Here is a 13052-nt window from a genome sequence, read left to right as displayed (position 1 = left end):
GTTCAGATTGTTGGAATCCAACGTCCTATCTTGGGGGTTTGTTAAGGAATCTCGGGCCAGATTGGAGAAGTAACCAATCTGGGGCATTTTATGCATGGTCTGATCAATCGGGCGGTACAATCTTTCGTACGCGCCACCTACGGGCAGACGTGCTGGTTGCACGTGACCGAGATGGCTGAGCTGGGATTTACCGAGTTCGAGGCCATGCTCGTCTACGATGACGACATGACTGCCCGGGTTTTGGACACACTGTGCGGCGAACTAAAGCGCCCACGTGCCGAAATACTCGAGGATTTGGGAACATATCTGGTGTCTCACCCGAATATGGAGGATCTGCGCCGTCTGCTGCGCTTTGGCGGCGTCACTTATGTAGAGTTCCTGCATTCCCTGGATGACTTGTCCGACCGTGTCCGTTTGGCAGTTTCCGACCTTTGCCTGCCAATGTTGGAGCTTATTGAGGTGAGCCCAACAGAATATCAATTGTATTGTCATCCCGGATTGGCCGGATATTCCAGCGTTATGGTCGGGGTTTTGCGCGCTATGGCCGACGATTACGGTGCCTTGGCTATGTTGTTCCATGACGGGCAAGAGGGCGAGGCCGAAGTCATCTCAGTCGTACTTGTGGAAAGCGCTTTTGCCGAAGGGCGTCATTTCGATCTTGGGGCGCGCAAATCATGATGGATACTGGCGATCTGGGTTCTTTGCTGGAAACACTATGTCCAATGTTCGTTCTGGTGAGCGAAACTGGGCGGATAACACGCGTAGGGCCGACATTGCAGAAACTTCGCCCGGATCAACCGATGGATGGGAAAGAATTTCTGGACGTATTCGAGTTGTTACGCCCGCGCGCTGTCACAACCCTTTCGGCGCTGATGTCGTTGGCTGGCGCAAAACTGCACCTGAAACTCCATGATACGCCACGAACGGCGTTGAAGGGATTGATTGCTCCATTGCCCAACGGAAAAGGCGCAGTAATTAACCTGTCCTTCGGCATTTCGATTTTGGATGCTGTAAGCGATTATGCGCTGACCAGTGCGGACTTTTCTGGCACCGACCTTGCGATCGAACTGCTGTACCTGGTCGAGGCTAAATCGGCCGCGATGGAGGCTTCGCGGTCGCTTAACCTGCGGCTGCAAGGGGCGATGTTGGCCGCCGAAGAACAAGCCTTTACCGATATGTTGACCGGGTTAAAGAACCGTCGGGCCATGGACGTGGTGCTGGGCCATCTGATATCCGGGAATTCGCCTTTTGCCCTGATGCATCTGGATTTGGATTTCTTCAAGTCGGTTAATGATCAATATGGGCACGCTGCGGGGGATCACGTGTTGCAGCAGGCCGCCCGGATCATGGTAGAGGAAACCCGCAACGATGACACAGTGGCCCGCATCGGCGGGGATGAGTTCGTTATTATCTTCAAGGGTTTGATGGATGAATCTGTCCTTTCAGCAATTGCGTCACGTCTTATTGACCGGTTGCAAAAACCAATGGTGTTCGAGAAAAACCCTTGTCAGATATCAGCCAGTATCGGGACCGCGTTGTCCACGCAGTTTTCGCCCCCCAAATCCGCGGAAATTCTGAACGCGGCTGATTTGGCGCTGTATGAGGCGAAGAGGAAAGGCAGATCTCGGCATTGCTTATACTCGACACTGGTGGGGCGTCGGCAAGGCGACCCGGCATCCGGGGTTCGTTTGGATTAAAATCGCGCGGACCCGGCTTAGATGCGATCAAGGCTAATCGAACACACGGCTCAGAGTGTTTGCAATATGGCGCTTGATCGGTGGAAGCTCTCCGACAACTGGCATGAGTTGTCCTTTGAACGTGGCTTCAGCCAACTCTTGCGGCAGGTCCTCCAGAACGTGACCGCCGGTGCAGGCAAAATAGGGCAGGCAAATAGCTTGCGCCGACAAACCTGACGCGGCCTCGGAGATGGAAGGGGATTCTTCGACAAAACCCACACGAATGGACCTGAATGCCAGATATTTTTCTAACGTGCTAGCGAAAGCAAAGGCAACGGCAGATGGGTTGCGACTGCGACCTGAGCCATGAGCCGCCACAACGAGATCCGTTTCCTGCGCCGTCCACTGGTTTTCCACCAACCTGTCGCGCAGCGCCCCGGCCACAAGTTTTGGAAGTTCAGGGTCGATACCAAGCGGGTCCAGAATGCGTAGATTTCGCCCGGCAAGACGTTTGGGTAGGGCGCTGGTGACAAACCACCCTTTTGCCATGAACAGCGGGTAAATCACTGCGTCATCTGTCAGCTTTGAAACGCGCTCTTCGAATATACCCGGTGCCGCCAGCGTTGCCGACCGCACAGTCACCTTTGCGCACAGTACGTCGACCTCGGCGGCATACTCGGCTAAGACCTGTTCGGCCGGGGTCGGGTCCGACGGTTGGCCATGGGCGACGATAAGGGCGTGGTGCATTCGAATTGTCCTGTTAGCTTTACCGATAGGTGCGTCCCGCCGCGCCAGAGTCAATCCAAACTAAGGAGCCATCAACCTAAAAGTGTCAGCCAGAACCAGACCGTCAGAATCGAGGTCGCCGTTCCAATCAAAACGGATGAGGCTGCCACCCGTTTTGCGTGTCCGTACATGTTGGCAAATATATAAGCGTTGAAGCCGGGCGCCATCGCCGCTGTGAGAACGCCCGAGCGGAACAAATCCTGAGGCAGACCAGCAGAGGTCCCAAACAGCCAAACCAGGGCGGGGTGCAGGATTAATGAAATGCAGCAGACATAGGCAATCGCGCGCAGATCGCCCTCGGGCTTGTATTTGACTAGAACCCCGCCCAGCGCAAACAGGGCGCCGGGCAGGGCGGCACGAGTAATAAGGCCAAGCGCTTCGTCCAAAACTGAAGGTACGCCAATTCCTGAAAGGTTAACGATAAATCCCAGCGCGATACCGAGGATCAGCGCATTGCGGAACATTGCCGACATCACCGACCGGATCATGCGCCTGCCGCCATTCCCCCGGTTTCGGACAACTTCCATCACCGTGATGCCGATGGCATAGCAAAATGGCGCATGGAAGGCGATGATGGCGTAGTTCCCGTCCAAATTCTCGGACCCAAAGGCGCGTTCCGTGATCGGAAGGCCCAGCAAAACCGAGTTCGAGAACAAACAGCAAAAGCCGATGGCGACGCAATCTTCCCACTCGCGGTGAAAGATCAGGCGGGCGCCGAAAAAACCGGCGGTGAAACACAGGGTTGCCGCGGCATAAAAGCTGCCAAGTAGCCGGGGATCGAAACTTGCACTTAGATCCAGATGTGCGATGGCCAGAAACAGCAGGCAGGGAATCGCGAAGCCCTGGGTGAATTTCATCAACCCTTCGACATGGGCTTCTTTGAAATACCCCAGGCGGGTCGCGGCGTATCCGGCACCGATCACAAGAAATACCGGCAGGATAACTTCGATCAGAGTTTGCAGCATCCAGCCGCCCCAGAGTGTTTCGCGGGCTGCAACGGCAGTGCCCTATAAATCCTGATGGATCACCATACCGTCATAGGCAGGGGTGATGTGATCGGCGGTTTCGGCGTCAACCGTGACATAGTCGAGGTCGATATGCATGTTGGTCAGAACCGCTCGTTTGGGTTTCAGCTGCTCAATCCATTCCAACGTTTTATCCAGATGGGCGTGTGTGGGATGAGGGCTACGGCGCAGGGCGTCAATGACCAGACAGTCCAGCCCTTCCATCATAGGCCATGCGTCGTCATAAAGTTCGGCGACGTCCGGCAGATACACCAGCTTACCCATCCGAAAACCCAAAGAATCGATCGAGCCATGATTGACCTTGAAGGGGTGAAACGGGATCGAACCGCCGGGGCCGTCGATTTCGAACGGGCCGTCGATGGACTTCAAGTCAAGGATCGGCGGATAGGGAGAGCCTTCGGGTTGGATGAAGGCATACCCAAACCGCCCCAGCAGGGCGTTCTGCGTATCACCGTCGGCCCAGACCGATACTCTCTCGCGCATGTTATAGACGATCATGCGCAGGTCATCGATGCCGTGGACGTGATCGGCATGGGAATGAGTATAAACCACGCCATCCAAACGCCCTGTTCCAGTACTCAGCAATTGGCTGCGCATGTCGGGGGTGGTGTCGATCAGCACCGTGGTCGTGCCATCTGGCCCGTCACGTTCAACCAGCATCGAACAGCGGCGGCGAATATTCTTGGGGTTCTGCGGATCGCAATCCCCCCAATGCCCGCCCAGTCGCGGTACGCCGCCGGACGAGCCGCAGCCAAGGATGGTGCAGCGCAGCTGGGTCATGCAGCCGCCTTGTAGGTTGCGGCCTTGGTGAACAGACGGTCGAAATTGGCCTGCGTCTGGGCCGCGAAATCGGCATAGTCCAACCCGAACACTTCGGCCCCTTTATGGGCGGTGTGGGCGGTATAGGCCGGTTCGTTACGTTTACCGCGATAAGGCGGTGGGGCCAGATAGGGGGCGTCAGTTTCCACCAGAACGCGGTCGACGGGCGCGGCAGCGAAGATATCGCGCAATTCCTGGCTTTTGGGGAAGGCGGCGATGCCGGACATGGACAGGTAGAAACCCAGATCCAGCGCGGCGCGGGCCAGTTCCGCCGAGGATGAGAAACAGTGCATTACGCAGGAATAGGGCGCATTGCGGTGTTCCTCAGCCAGAATGCGCGCCATGTCATCATCAGCTGCGCGGGCGTGGATAATCAGCGGCAGACCGGTGTGCTGGGCGGCCTCGATATGAACGCGCAGCGATTGCTTTTGTACCGAGGCTGAGTCAGCGGTGTAGTGGTAATCCAGACCGGTTTCGCCGATGCCGACAAATTTCGGGTGCCGGGACAGCGCGATCAGTTCGTCGACCGTGGCCATCGGCTCATCCGCGGCGCTCATGGGATGGGTGCCTGCGGCATAGAAGATCGGCGCGTGTGCCTCGGCAATGGCACGAATGGTGGGTTCGTTGCGCAAGCGGGTGCAGATCGTGACCATGCGGGTCACGCCTGCTTCGGCGGCATTGGCGATGATCTGGTCCAGCTGCCCCTCAAAATCGGGGAAGTCCAGATGGCAATGGCTGTCGGTGATCTGGGGGGTGTCGCTCATCTGCTCTGACCGGCGGTTTCCTGTATCTTGAACACCGTATCTAGGACCAGAGCGGCAGGGTCAAGGTTCACCGCCTGACCATGGCGCGCGCGGGCCGTGATTGTCGCCGCAACCTCGGCCCATTGACGGGCCTGATGCGGAGATGGGGACAAACGTGACAGCGTTTCCGCCTCATTCGGCGCAGCCGCGGGTAGTGGCGGCGCACCGGTTGCGCCGGTCAGCGCCAGGCGCGACAGGACGACGTCGATCAGGGTCAGCAGCAGTTCGAACCGCTCTGCCGCACCGCGTTGGGCAGCGGCTTCGGCCAGGGCCAGCGCGCGCTGGCGATCCATGCGCGGCAGAGTGCCGAGAATGGCGATCAGTTCAGCATAGATCTCTAACCCACCCAGATTGATCAACCGCACCGCATCGCCGACCGACCCGGCGGCCAGCGCCGCCAAATGGTCGTTCTGCGCGGGCAGGTCCGCACCCGTTTGCACGAGGGCGGCTTGCATATCCTCAGGTCCAAGTGGAGAAAGGCGCAGGGTTCGACAACGGGATCGGATCGTTGGCAACAGGCGTGACGGCTGGTGCGAAACCAACAGTAATGTCGTGCGCGCAGGTGGCTCTTCGAGCATTTTCAGCAGGGCGTTAGCCGCGCTGACATTCATCTCATCCGCTGAATCGACGATTACGACACGCCGCCCGCCATCGGCCGAGGACAGTCCGAAGAATTTCCCCAGCTTGCGAATATCATCAACGACGATTTCGTTCCGCAACCGCCCCTGATCATTCACGGATCGGGTGATGGCGGCCAGCCCCGGCTCGGCCCCGGCCAGAATGCGGTGCGCGACCGGATGTTCGGGATCAATCGCAAGGGTTTCAGGTGGCGGAGGGGCACCGAACAGCCCATCCTCTTCTACCGGCGGCGTTGCCAGTAAAAACCGTGCAATCCGCCAGGCCAGGGTTGCCTTGCCCACCCCGCGCGGGCCAGTCAAAAGCCAGCCGTGGTGCAGCCGGTCCGAGGTGTAGGCGCTCAGAAATGCCTGTTCAGCCGCAGCTTGCCCAAACAGTTGCTGGGTTTCGCGCGGGTGCGGGGCACCGGGGGCCTGATCCGGGGTTGGGGTATCGTCGCTCATCTATCGTCAGTCACAAAGCTTGCAGAACGATATCTGTCACATCCTGTGCAACGCTGTCCATGTCGCGGTTGCCGTCAATCACGCGAAAGCGGTCCGGAAACTCATCGGCCAGCGCCAGAAATCCGGCGCGCATCTTTTGCTGCAGATCGATGCCGAAATCTTCGAACCGTTCTTCTGTGCCCTGTCGCCCCTTGGCGCGGGCCAGACCGGTTTGTGGGTCCATGTCGATCAGCAGTGTCAGATCGGGTTCGCGCCCAATCACCAAGCTGTGCAATTGATCAACCACCCCGCGCAAATCGCCGCGCGACAGGCCCTGGTACATGCGAGTACTATCGGCAAATCGGTCACAGATAACCACTTTGCCAGCGGCAAGAGCGGGCTCGATTGTGCGTTCCAAATGATCCCGCCGCGCGGCAGTGAACAACAGCAATTCCGTTTCGGCCGACCAGCGGTCGGGGTCGCCTTCCAAAACCAGGCGGCGGATCTCTTCGGCCCCGACCGAGCCACCGGGTTCGCGCGTCAGCACGACCTCATGACCAAGATCGCGCAAACGCTCGGCCAGCATGCGTGCCTGCGATGATTTGCCTGATCCATCAATGCCTTCGAAGGTCAGAAACAACCCGGGCTTTGTCACAATGCGTCCAGTGGATTGCCGATCACATCGGTCAGAAAGATACCGCCCACGGTCATCATACGCACCACGAAGCCTCCGGCCGGGACGCTTTCAGACGCCACCAATGGGCGGCGGATTTCCGGCAATCCTTCCGGTTTGATAACCAGCTCAGCCATTTGTTGGCCCTTTTCAATTGGCGCGTTGACCGGCCCGTCATAGACAACCTCGGCCTCGATATTCTTGTCACCCAGAACTGGGAACAGCAGCGACAGGTCCTCTTCCGGGACCAGACCCACGGTCTTTTGCGCGCCCATCCAGATCTTGGCCTCGGCTATTGGCGTGTCCGCGTTGGCAACTGTCCTCTCGACAAAATTTCGAAACGACCAGTTAACCACGGCCTCAGCCTCCTCTGCCCGTTTGCCAGTGCTGTCGAGACCTGAGAGTACAAAAATCACCCGACGGTCACCCTGTTTGGCCGACCCGACAAGGCCATACCCGGCCTCTTGCGTGTGGCCGGTCTTCAGACCGTCGGCGCCGATCCCCAGCTTGAGCAGCGGGTTGCGATTGCGTTTGTTCGACGGCGCGCGGCCATCGAATTCAAACTCTTCCTCGGCGAACAGGGGGTAGTATTCCGGGAAATCCGAAATCAGATGATTTGCCAACACAGCCAGGTCATGGGTGGACATCATATGACCAGCAGCGGGCCAGCCGTTCGAGTTAGCAAAGTTGGAATTGTTCATGCCCATTTGCTGCGCACGTTGCGTCATGTATCGGGCAAACCCAGCCTCGGTTCCGTCAGGGCTGAGCGCCTCGGCGATCACCACGCAAGCGTCGTTGCCCGACAATACGATAATGCCGCGCAACAGGTCCTCGACCCGGACGCGGTCCTGCGTGTTCAGGAACATGGTTGAGCCGCCATAGCTCATGGCGTGTTCCGAAACCGGCAGTGTTTCATCCAGTGTCAGGCGGCCATCGCGCAGTGCCTCGAACGCCACGTAAAGCGTCATAAGCTTGGACATAGAGGCAGGCGGTAAGGGCAGATCGGCCTCTTTGGACAGTAGAACCGTACCTGTGGTCTGATCTACCACATATGCCGCGCGGGCTGTTGTATCAAAGGCTTGGGCGGGCAGGGCAAACACAGCCAGCCCAAGGGTCAAAACGGATGATCGCAGTGAGGACAGCACGAGGGGCCTCCTTTGTTTCAATTCTTGACAGAGAACGCGTCAGAAAAACCAAGGTCCTTGACGTCGCTTTGCAATGCGTTGCGTTCCGAGCGGGTTTTCGCCGGGCCAACCAATACGCGCCAGACCGTTTTGTCGTTGGTCTTCAGCTCGCGAACATTGGCAGTCATTCCGTTCCGCTCAATTTTTTGCGCCGCGCTCTTGGCATTGGCTTCGACATTGAAGGTTCCAACCTGAACAAACGGCTTGGTCAGAGATCGTGGTGCTGGATCCTGAGCCGCCGGAGCAGGCGCGCTTACCGGGGTGGGGTCGGCCGCTTCAATCGCGGCTGCAGCACCTGCAACGGGGTCAAGCGGCGTTTCAGTGATCTCGTTAGGATCTTTCTTTTGCCACCACTTCCGTTTGGCCGGTTTGTCCTTGGGTGGGGTGACTTCGGGGTCAGACAGAGAGGGGGCCGCGGTGGGCTGAGTTGCGGTTTCTACCACTTCTCCCACCGCATCAGCGGTTGCCTCAGCTGCGGTGTCGCTTGTTGCCGCCGCGGTAGCTCCGGCTGCGCCTGTTGCGGCAACCGGTTCCTTCTTTTGCCACCACTTCCGTTTGGCTGGCTTTTCCTCGGGCGAGGTGACTTCAGGGTCAGATTGAGTAGGTGACGCTGTTGCCTGAGCTGCGGTTTCAACCACGTCTTCCGCGGCATCGGCGGTTGCTTCAGCTGCGGCGTCGCCTGTTGCCGCTGCAGCGGCTCCGGCTGCACCTGCTGCGGCAACCGTTTCCTTCTTTTGCCACCATTTCCGCTTTGTGGGCTTTTCGGCATCTGCCGTAGCCGTTTCTATGGCTGCGTCTTTTGATTTTGCTTCATCGGTGACCGATTTATTCTCGGTAGTCGCGGTTTCTTCGGGCTTGGGTTCTTCTTTTTCTACGGGTTTGCGCCGCAGGGCAGTAACCTGAACCTTGGTCGGCGCACCCGCAAGGATACCCAGCTTGCCAGCGGCCGCAGAGGACAGTTGTAAAGCCGGGCCGGGCAGGTTTCTTTCCCGCCGGAACAAGGCGCCATTCACAGATTTGTTGTTTTTCGGATTCTTGATGACAACACGTTCGGGTTGGGTCACATCCGGGTGGGCAACCCAGATACCGCCCAAGGACGGACGCCCATCCCACAGCGCGGCCTCGGTCACATTGAAGGCCTCTGGCGCTTCGACCGTTGCGCCTGATTTGTCTGAATGACCGGGAAACAGTTCGACAGTACTGCTGGTCTGGGTGCCGTCACTTGGTGCGTCCGACAATGCTTCCTCGGTCGACAGTGTCTCGTCACACCCCGCCAGAATTGCCAATGTCACGGCCAGCACCGCCCACGATCGCGGTTTTACGCGTGTCTCAGTCGCTCGCTTCATTTTGTCATCCCTTGCCTGAAGGGGTCTCGTTTCCTGAACCCCGCCGCCAATTGCCGGTTCTGTCTTGCCGGTCTGTTACGGTCTTTCCTGCAAAGCATAACGTGGGTGAGGTGTCATGGAAAGACCACTGCACATGCTTAGGCGAGAATTCCCTATTTGCTCTTGCCACCGATTTCAGTTGGCCTTAGACCCTGCCCCACGCGGGGAGGTGGCAGAGTGGTCGAATGCGGCGGTCTTGAAAACCGTTGAACGTGAGAGCGTTCCCAGGGTTCGAATCCCTGTCTCCCCGCCACTTATCAACGATTTACAGGTCGGCCACACCACTTCCAGCTAGTCACCATTTGCGTTTCATTTGCATTACAGCAGTGAATCACGGACCGCAGCGGCTGCTTTGCGGTCATCATCATCGTCAACAGTGATGTATCCTTGCGTTGATCTGATGTCGGCATGACCGGCCCGCGCACGGATAGTCAGGCCATCAACACCAGCCTTGTGCAACTGGGTCAACGCATAGTGCCGTGTACCGTGGAAGGGCGAAACGTCCTGCGATACCCCAGCAGCGTCACGGATCGACCCTGCAATTTTGGTCACGTTTTCTAATACCAGAATCTCACCCGTAGGGTTGCAGAAAACGAATCCGTTGTCGGCCCGGTCTTGTCAGAAGAACTTTGCGTGAGCGGGGTAGGGGTGTTGCGTAGCTTTTGCCCATCACCAGACCCGCCTCTTTCAAATACTTCAAAACCAATCCCGAGATTATCCGCTTGGCGGTGATGCTGTACATCCGTTTCCCGCTCTCGCTTAGGAATGTCGAAGATCTGTTGCACGAGCGAGGCATCGACGTGAGGCACGAAACTGTCCGGTATTGGTGGAACAGGTTTGGCCCAATGTTTGCTGCTGAGATCAGACGGAAGCGTGTTCAGCAACTGCGCGCGTTCTCCAAATGGAAGTGGCACGTGGACGAGGTTTTCGTGAAGGTGAATGGCAAGAGACACTACCTCTGGCGGCCGTCGATCACGAAGGCGAGGTACTCGAAGCCGTTGTCACCAAACGCCGAAACAAGCAGACAGCACTGAAATTCCTCAAGAAATTGATGAAGCGATACGGTAAAGCGGAAAACGTCGTCACGGATCGCTTCGCCTCATACAGAACCGCGCACAGAGAGCTGGGCGCGCTCAAAAAACAACAGACGGGCAGGTGGCTCAACAACCGCGTTGAGAATTCCCACCTTCCTTTCCGACGACGCGAACGCGCCATGCAACGGTTCAGGCGCATGCGAAGTCTACAGAAATTCGTCTCGGTCCACTCCTCTGTCTACATCCACTTCAACCAAGAAGGATCGCTCGCAAGCCGAGATACCTTCAAGCTGACCCGCGCCGCCGCTCTTAGCGAGTGGCGTCAACTTTGTTCCGGATAGGTTTGCGGTTTCCGCGGCAAACTGAGACTGGTTAGAATTCGTCTGACAGCACCCCTTGCAGACTCTTGAAGTCAAATGGCTTACTATGGGGCAATCGTGCATTAGGGCTTAAAATTTATGCGCAATAGGAACCTTCAATATGAATAGGAGATTGTCTACGATCTTGGCCGCTGATGTTGTCGGTTATTCCACTCGAATGCGTGAAGATGAAGTCGACACGATAAATCGTGTTACCCTGTTAAACGAGTTAATCGGAACTGTTGCGTCCACGCACAATGGGCGGGTCTTCAACCGCGCGGGTGATGGCTTTCTTTTGGAGTTTTCTAGCCCGGTGGCGGCTGTTCGCTGTGCTTACAACTTACAACTTCAACTCGCTGCACCAGTAACCAAGCGAGAGATTGGACTAGAAATCAGGGTTGGGGTCCATCTTGCCGATGTCGTAGTAGATGGCGACGATTTGCTTGGCGATGGGGTAAATGTAGCGAGTCGTATTGAGTCTGAAGCCGAGCCGGGTACGGTCCTCGTAAGCAATGCTGTGTTCGATCACGCCAAGCGGTCGGCCCAGCTAAAATTTGAGAACAAGGGCACCCGAAAGCTTAAAAATATTTCCGAACCAATTACGGTCTACGCTGTTGCAGGCGAGCTTGGCACGCACAGTTGCGGAACCGCCCTTATCGAGGACAGTAGCCTTCCCTACGTGGCGGAACTTCAAAAGTCCACCAACTCAATTGTTGTGCTTCCCTTCAAGAACATGAGCAATGATCCCGAGCAGGAGTATTTTTCCGATGGCCTGACGGAAGACATCATTACAGAGTTGTCCCGGTTCCCAGACATTCTCACGATCTCCAGGAATACTAGTTTTGGGTTAAAAGGGGTTGCGGCGGACGCTCGTGAACTTGGACAGAAACTCGGCGTGGGTTTCTGTCTTGAGGGCGGGGTTCGCAAGCTTGGAAATCGCATACGGATCAACGCGTATCTGACGGATGCAGTGTCAGGCGAACAGCTTTGGGCAGAGCGGGCGGATTGCAATCTGGAGGATCTTTTCGATTTCCAAGATGACCTTGTTGCCAAAATCGTCGCTAGTGTGGCTGGCCAGATCGAACGGCAAATGGAAGCCACGGCACAGCGCAAACGTCCGGGTGACCTGGAAGCCTATGAATGTTTAATCCGCGGTTTGTACTATCACCGGATTGGTGGAGTCACAAAGGAGAATGCACAGGAAGCAGTTCATTGGTTTGACGAAGCGCTGAAACGAGATCCAGGATATGGTCGAGTTCATGCGTGGAGGGCGTGCGCTGTCGCTACAGTAGCAGAATGGACCGGTGAAGATGTATGGAATGAGTTGGTCGAAGCGGGGAACCTAGCTGTCGAGCTGGATGAAACGGACGCTGAAAGCCATCGAATTGCCGGTTCCTTGGCGCTCTATGTTCGTGACTTTGAACGGGCTAAGTTCCACTTCAATCGCGCTCTGGAGTTAAACCCCAATCACGCGTTCATTGTCGGACGAACCGGTGAACTCCATAACTTTCTCGGAGATGGAAAGACTGCTCTTGAGTACCAAAAGCGTGCAAAGATGCTTGATCCCTTTTTGCCCGAATATTGCCGCGAACTAGAGGCAATTGCCTACTATGTCATGCATGATTTTGAGGCTTGTTTTAACACCGTGGATGAATTTGCGAGGCTCACTCGGCGGGCGGCAGCTTATCGGACTGCGGCCGCAACTCACTTGAATAATGACTGCAAGCTTGAACGAGCAGTTCGCGATTTGTTGCTTCACGATCCGGACTTTAGACCTTCTACATTCATTCAAACTGAATACTTCAAAGATCGCGAGATATCTAAGAGATTGAAAGCCGAATTGAGGAGCGCTATGGCGACAACCTCACTTCGCCTCGCTGGTTGAGTACACAATTTGCTAACTTAAAAATTGAGGATTAATGCGTCTTCTCTGTGTAAGAAAAGGTCTTGGATCGCCGGAGTCTAACGACCATTTTGTCCGCAAAGCAGTCGTACGAGCAACTAGCAGCGAATGGCCGCTTCCGAGCCCATAGTGACTGCTGCTGCGCGATCAACCGACGGCGGCTATGCGGTCAAAACTAACATTCCGGTCTACTGAATGTGGTCGTCATTTTCTTGCAAAAGATTACCTGAGCGGACCTACCTACCGTTCGCCGGGTATCAGAAAGCCGAAACAGAACTCACATTTTTTTGGCATGTGATCTGTTCACAAAACAGAAGAAACGACTCCCAACGTTTATCGGGAGCCGC

At 56.5% G+C, this 13052-nt stretch carries 12 protein-coding genes, 1 tRNA gene and 1 pseudogene; 5 read left to right on the top strand and 9 right to left on the bottom strand.

All coding sequences use genetic code 11. The annotated features are described in order from the left end of the window. Nucleotides 1–90: 90 nt before the first annotated feature. Together ACR0AJ_RS03325 and ACR0AJ_RS03320 are read left to right on the top strand one after the other, a co-directional pair. On the top strand, nucleotides 91–678 hold the full coding sequence (locus ACR0AJ_RS03325; protein WP_480740073.1) for a heme NO-binding domain-containing protein: 588 nt from the start codon (nucleotides 91–93) through the stop codon (nucleotides 676–678). Beyond that, nucleotides 675–1697, top strand: coding sequence for a GGDEF domain-containing protein (locus ACR0AJ_RS03320; RefSeq protein WP_480740071.1), 1023 nt, complete (start codon nucleotides 675–677; stop codon nucleotides 1695–1697). The genes ACR0AJ_RS03325 and ACR0AJ_RS03320 overlap by 4 nt, the downstream gene beginning before the upstream one ends. A gap of 33 nt (nucleotides 1698–1730) precedes the next feature. On the opposite strand, the gene ACR0AJ_RS03315 is transcribed toward ACR0AJ_RS03320, so the two are convergent. The 8 genes from ACR0AJ_RS03315 to ACR0AJ_RS03280 all read right to left on the bottom strand — a co-directional run bounded on the left by ACR0AJ_RS03315 (nucleotide 1731) and on the right by ACR0AJ_RS03280 (nucleotide 9370). Continuing rightward, nucleotides 1731–2423: a CbiX/SirB N-terminal domain-containing protein gene (locus tag ACR0AJ_RS03315; RefSeq protein WP_480740069.1), complete on the bottom strand. Its 693-nt coding sequence runs from the start codon at nucleotides 2421–2423 to the stop codon at nucleotides 1731–1733. A 71-nt stretch (nucleotides 2424–2494) separates the two neighbouring features. Then, nucleotides 2495–3427 carry an AEC family transporter gene (locus ACR0AJ_RS03310; protein WP_170348186.1) on the bottom strand — a complete coding sequence of 311 codons (933 nt, stop codon included), beginning with the start codon at nucleotides 3425–3427 and terminating at the stop codon, nucleotides 2495–2497. A 42-nt stretch (nucleotides 3428–3469) separates the two neighbouring features. Continuing rightward, on the bottom strand, nucleotides 3470–4267 hold the full coding sequence (locus tag ACR0AJ_RS03305; RefSeq protein ID WP_170348187.1) for an MBL fold metallo-hydrolase: 798 nt from the start codon (nucleotides 4265–4267) through the stop codon (nucleotides 3470–3472). Further along, complete coding sequence (locus ACR0AJ_RS03300) at nucleotides 4264–5070, bottom strand: TatD family hydrolase (protein ID WP_170348188.1); 807 nt, start codon at nucleotides 5068–5070, stop codon at nucleotides 4264–4266. Before ACR0AJ_RS03300 ends, ACR0AJ_RS03305 begins: the two co-directional genes overlap by 4 nt. Further along, complete coding sequence (locus ACR0AJ_RS03295) at nucleotides 5067–6188, bottom strand: DNA polymerase III subunit delta' (protein WP_480662289.1); 1122 nt, start codon at nucleotides 6186–6188, stop codon at nucleotides 5067–5069. Before ACR0AJ_RS03295 ends, ACR0AJ_RS03300 begins: the two co-directional genes overlap by 4 nt. 10 nt (nucleotides 6189–6198) lie before the next feature. Next, nucleotides 6199–6822 (bottom strand): dTMP kinase, encoded by a 624-nt coding sequence (tmk, locus tag ACR0AJ_RS03290; RefSeq protein WP_170348190.1) that lies wholly within the window; start codon nucleotides 6820–6822, stop codon nucleotides 6199–6201. Beyond that, on the bottom strand, nucleotides 6819–7985 hold the full coding sequence (locus ACR0AJ_RS03285) for a D-alanyl-D-alanine carboxypeptidase family protein (protein ID WP_170577384.1): 1167 nt from the start codon (nucleotides 7983–7985) through the stop codon (nucleotides 6819–6821). Before ACR0AJ_RS03285 ends, tmk begins: the two co-directional genes overlap by 4 nt. 17 nt (nucleotides 7986–8002) lie before the next feature. Next, nucleotides 8003–9370, bottom strand: a complete 1368-nt coding sequence (locus ACR0AJ_RS03280) for an SPOR domain-containing protein (protein ID WP_480740066.1) — start codon at nucleotides 9368–9370, stop codon at nucleotides 8003–8005. Nucleotides 9371–9572: 202 nt separating this feature from the next. Between ACR0AJ_RS03280 and ACR0AJ_RS03275 the strand changes: the two genes are divergently transcribed. Next, a tRNA-Ser gene (locus tag ACR0AJ_RS03275) sits at nucleotides 9573–9662 on the top strand. 65 nt (nucleotides 9663–9727) lie between these two features. On the opposite strand, the gene ACR0AJ_RS03270 is transcribed toward ACR0AJ_RS03275, so the two are convergent. Next, the gene (locus tag ACR0AJ_RS03270; RefSeq protein WP_368039709.1) at nucleotides 9728–9961 is read right to left on the bottom strand and encodes a tyrosine-type recombinase/integrase; all 234 of its coding nucleotides are present in this window, start codon (nucleotides 9959–9961) and stop codon (nucleotides 9728–9730) included. Between the two features lie 110 nt (nucleotides 9962–10071). Between ACR0AJ_RS03270 and ACR0AJ_RS03265 the strand changes: the two are divergent. Next, a pseudogene (locus ACR0AJ_RS03265) lies at nucleotides 10072–10784 on the top strand (IS6 family transposase). A gap of 163 nt (nucleotides 10785–10947) precedes the next feature. Next, a complete protein-coding gene (locus tag ACR0AJ_RS03260; protein ID WP_480646197.1) occupies nucleotides 10948–12687 on the top strand; it encodes an adenylate/guanylate cyclase domain-containing protein in 1740 nt (579 codons plus the stop codon). The last annotated feature ends 365 nt before the right edge of the window (nucleotides 12688–13052 follow it).

Source organism: Ruegeria sp. CJ9, assembly GCF_056536625.1.
This window is presented reverse-complemented; position numbering and strand designations above follow the sequence as displayed.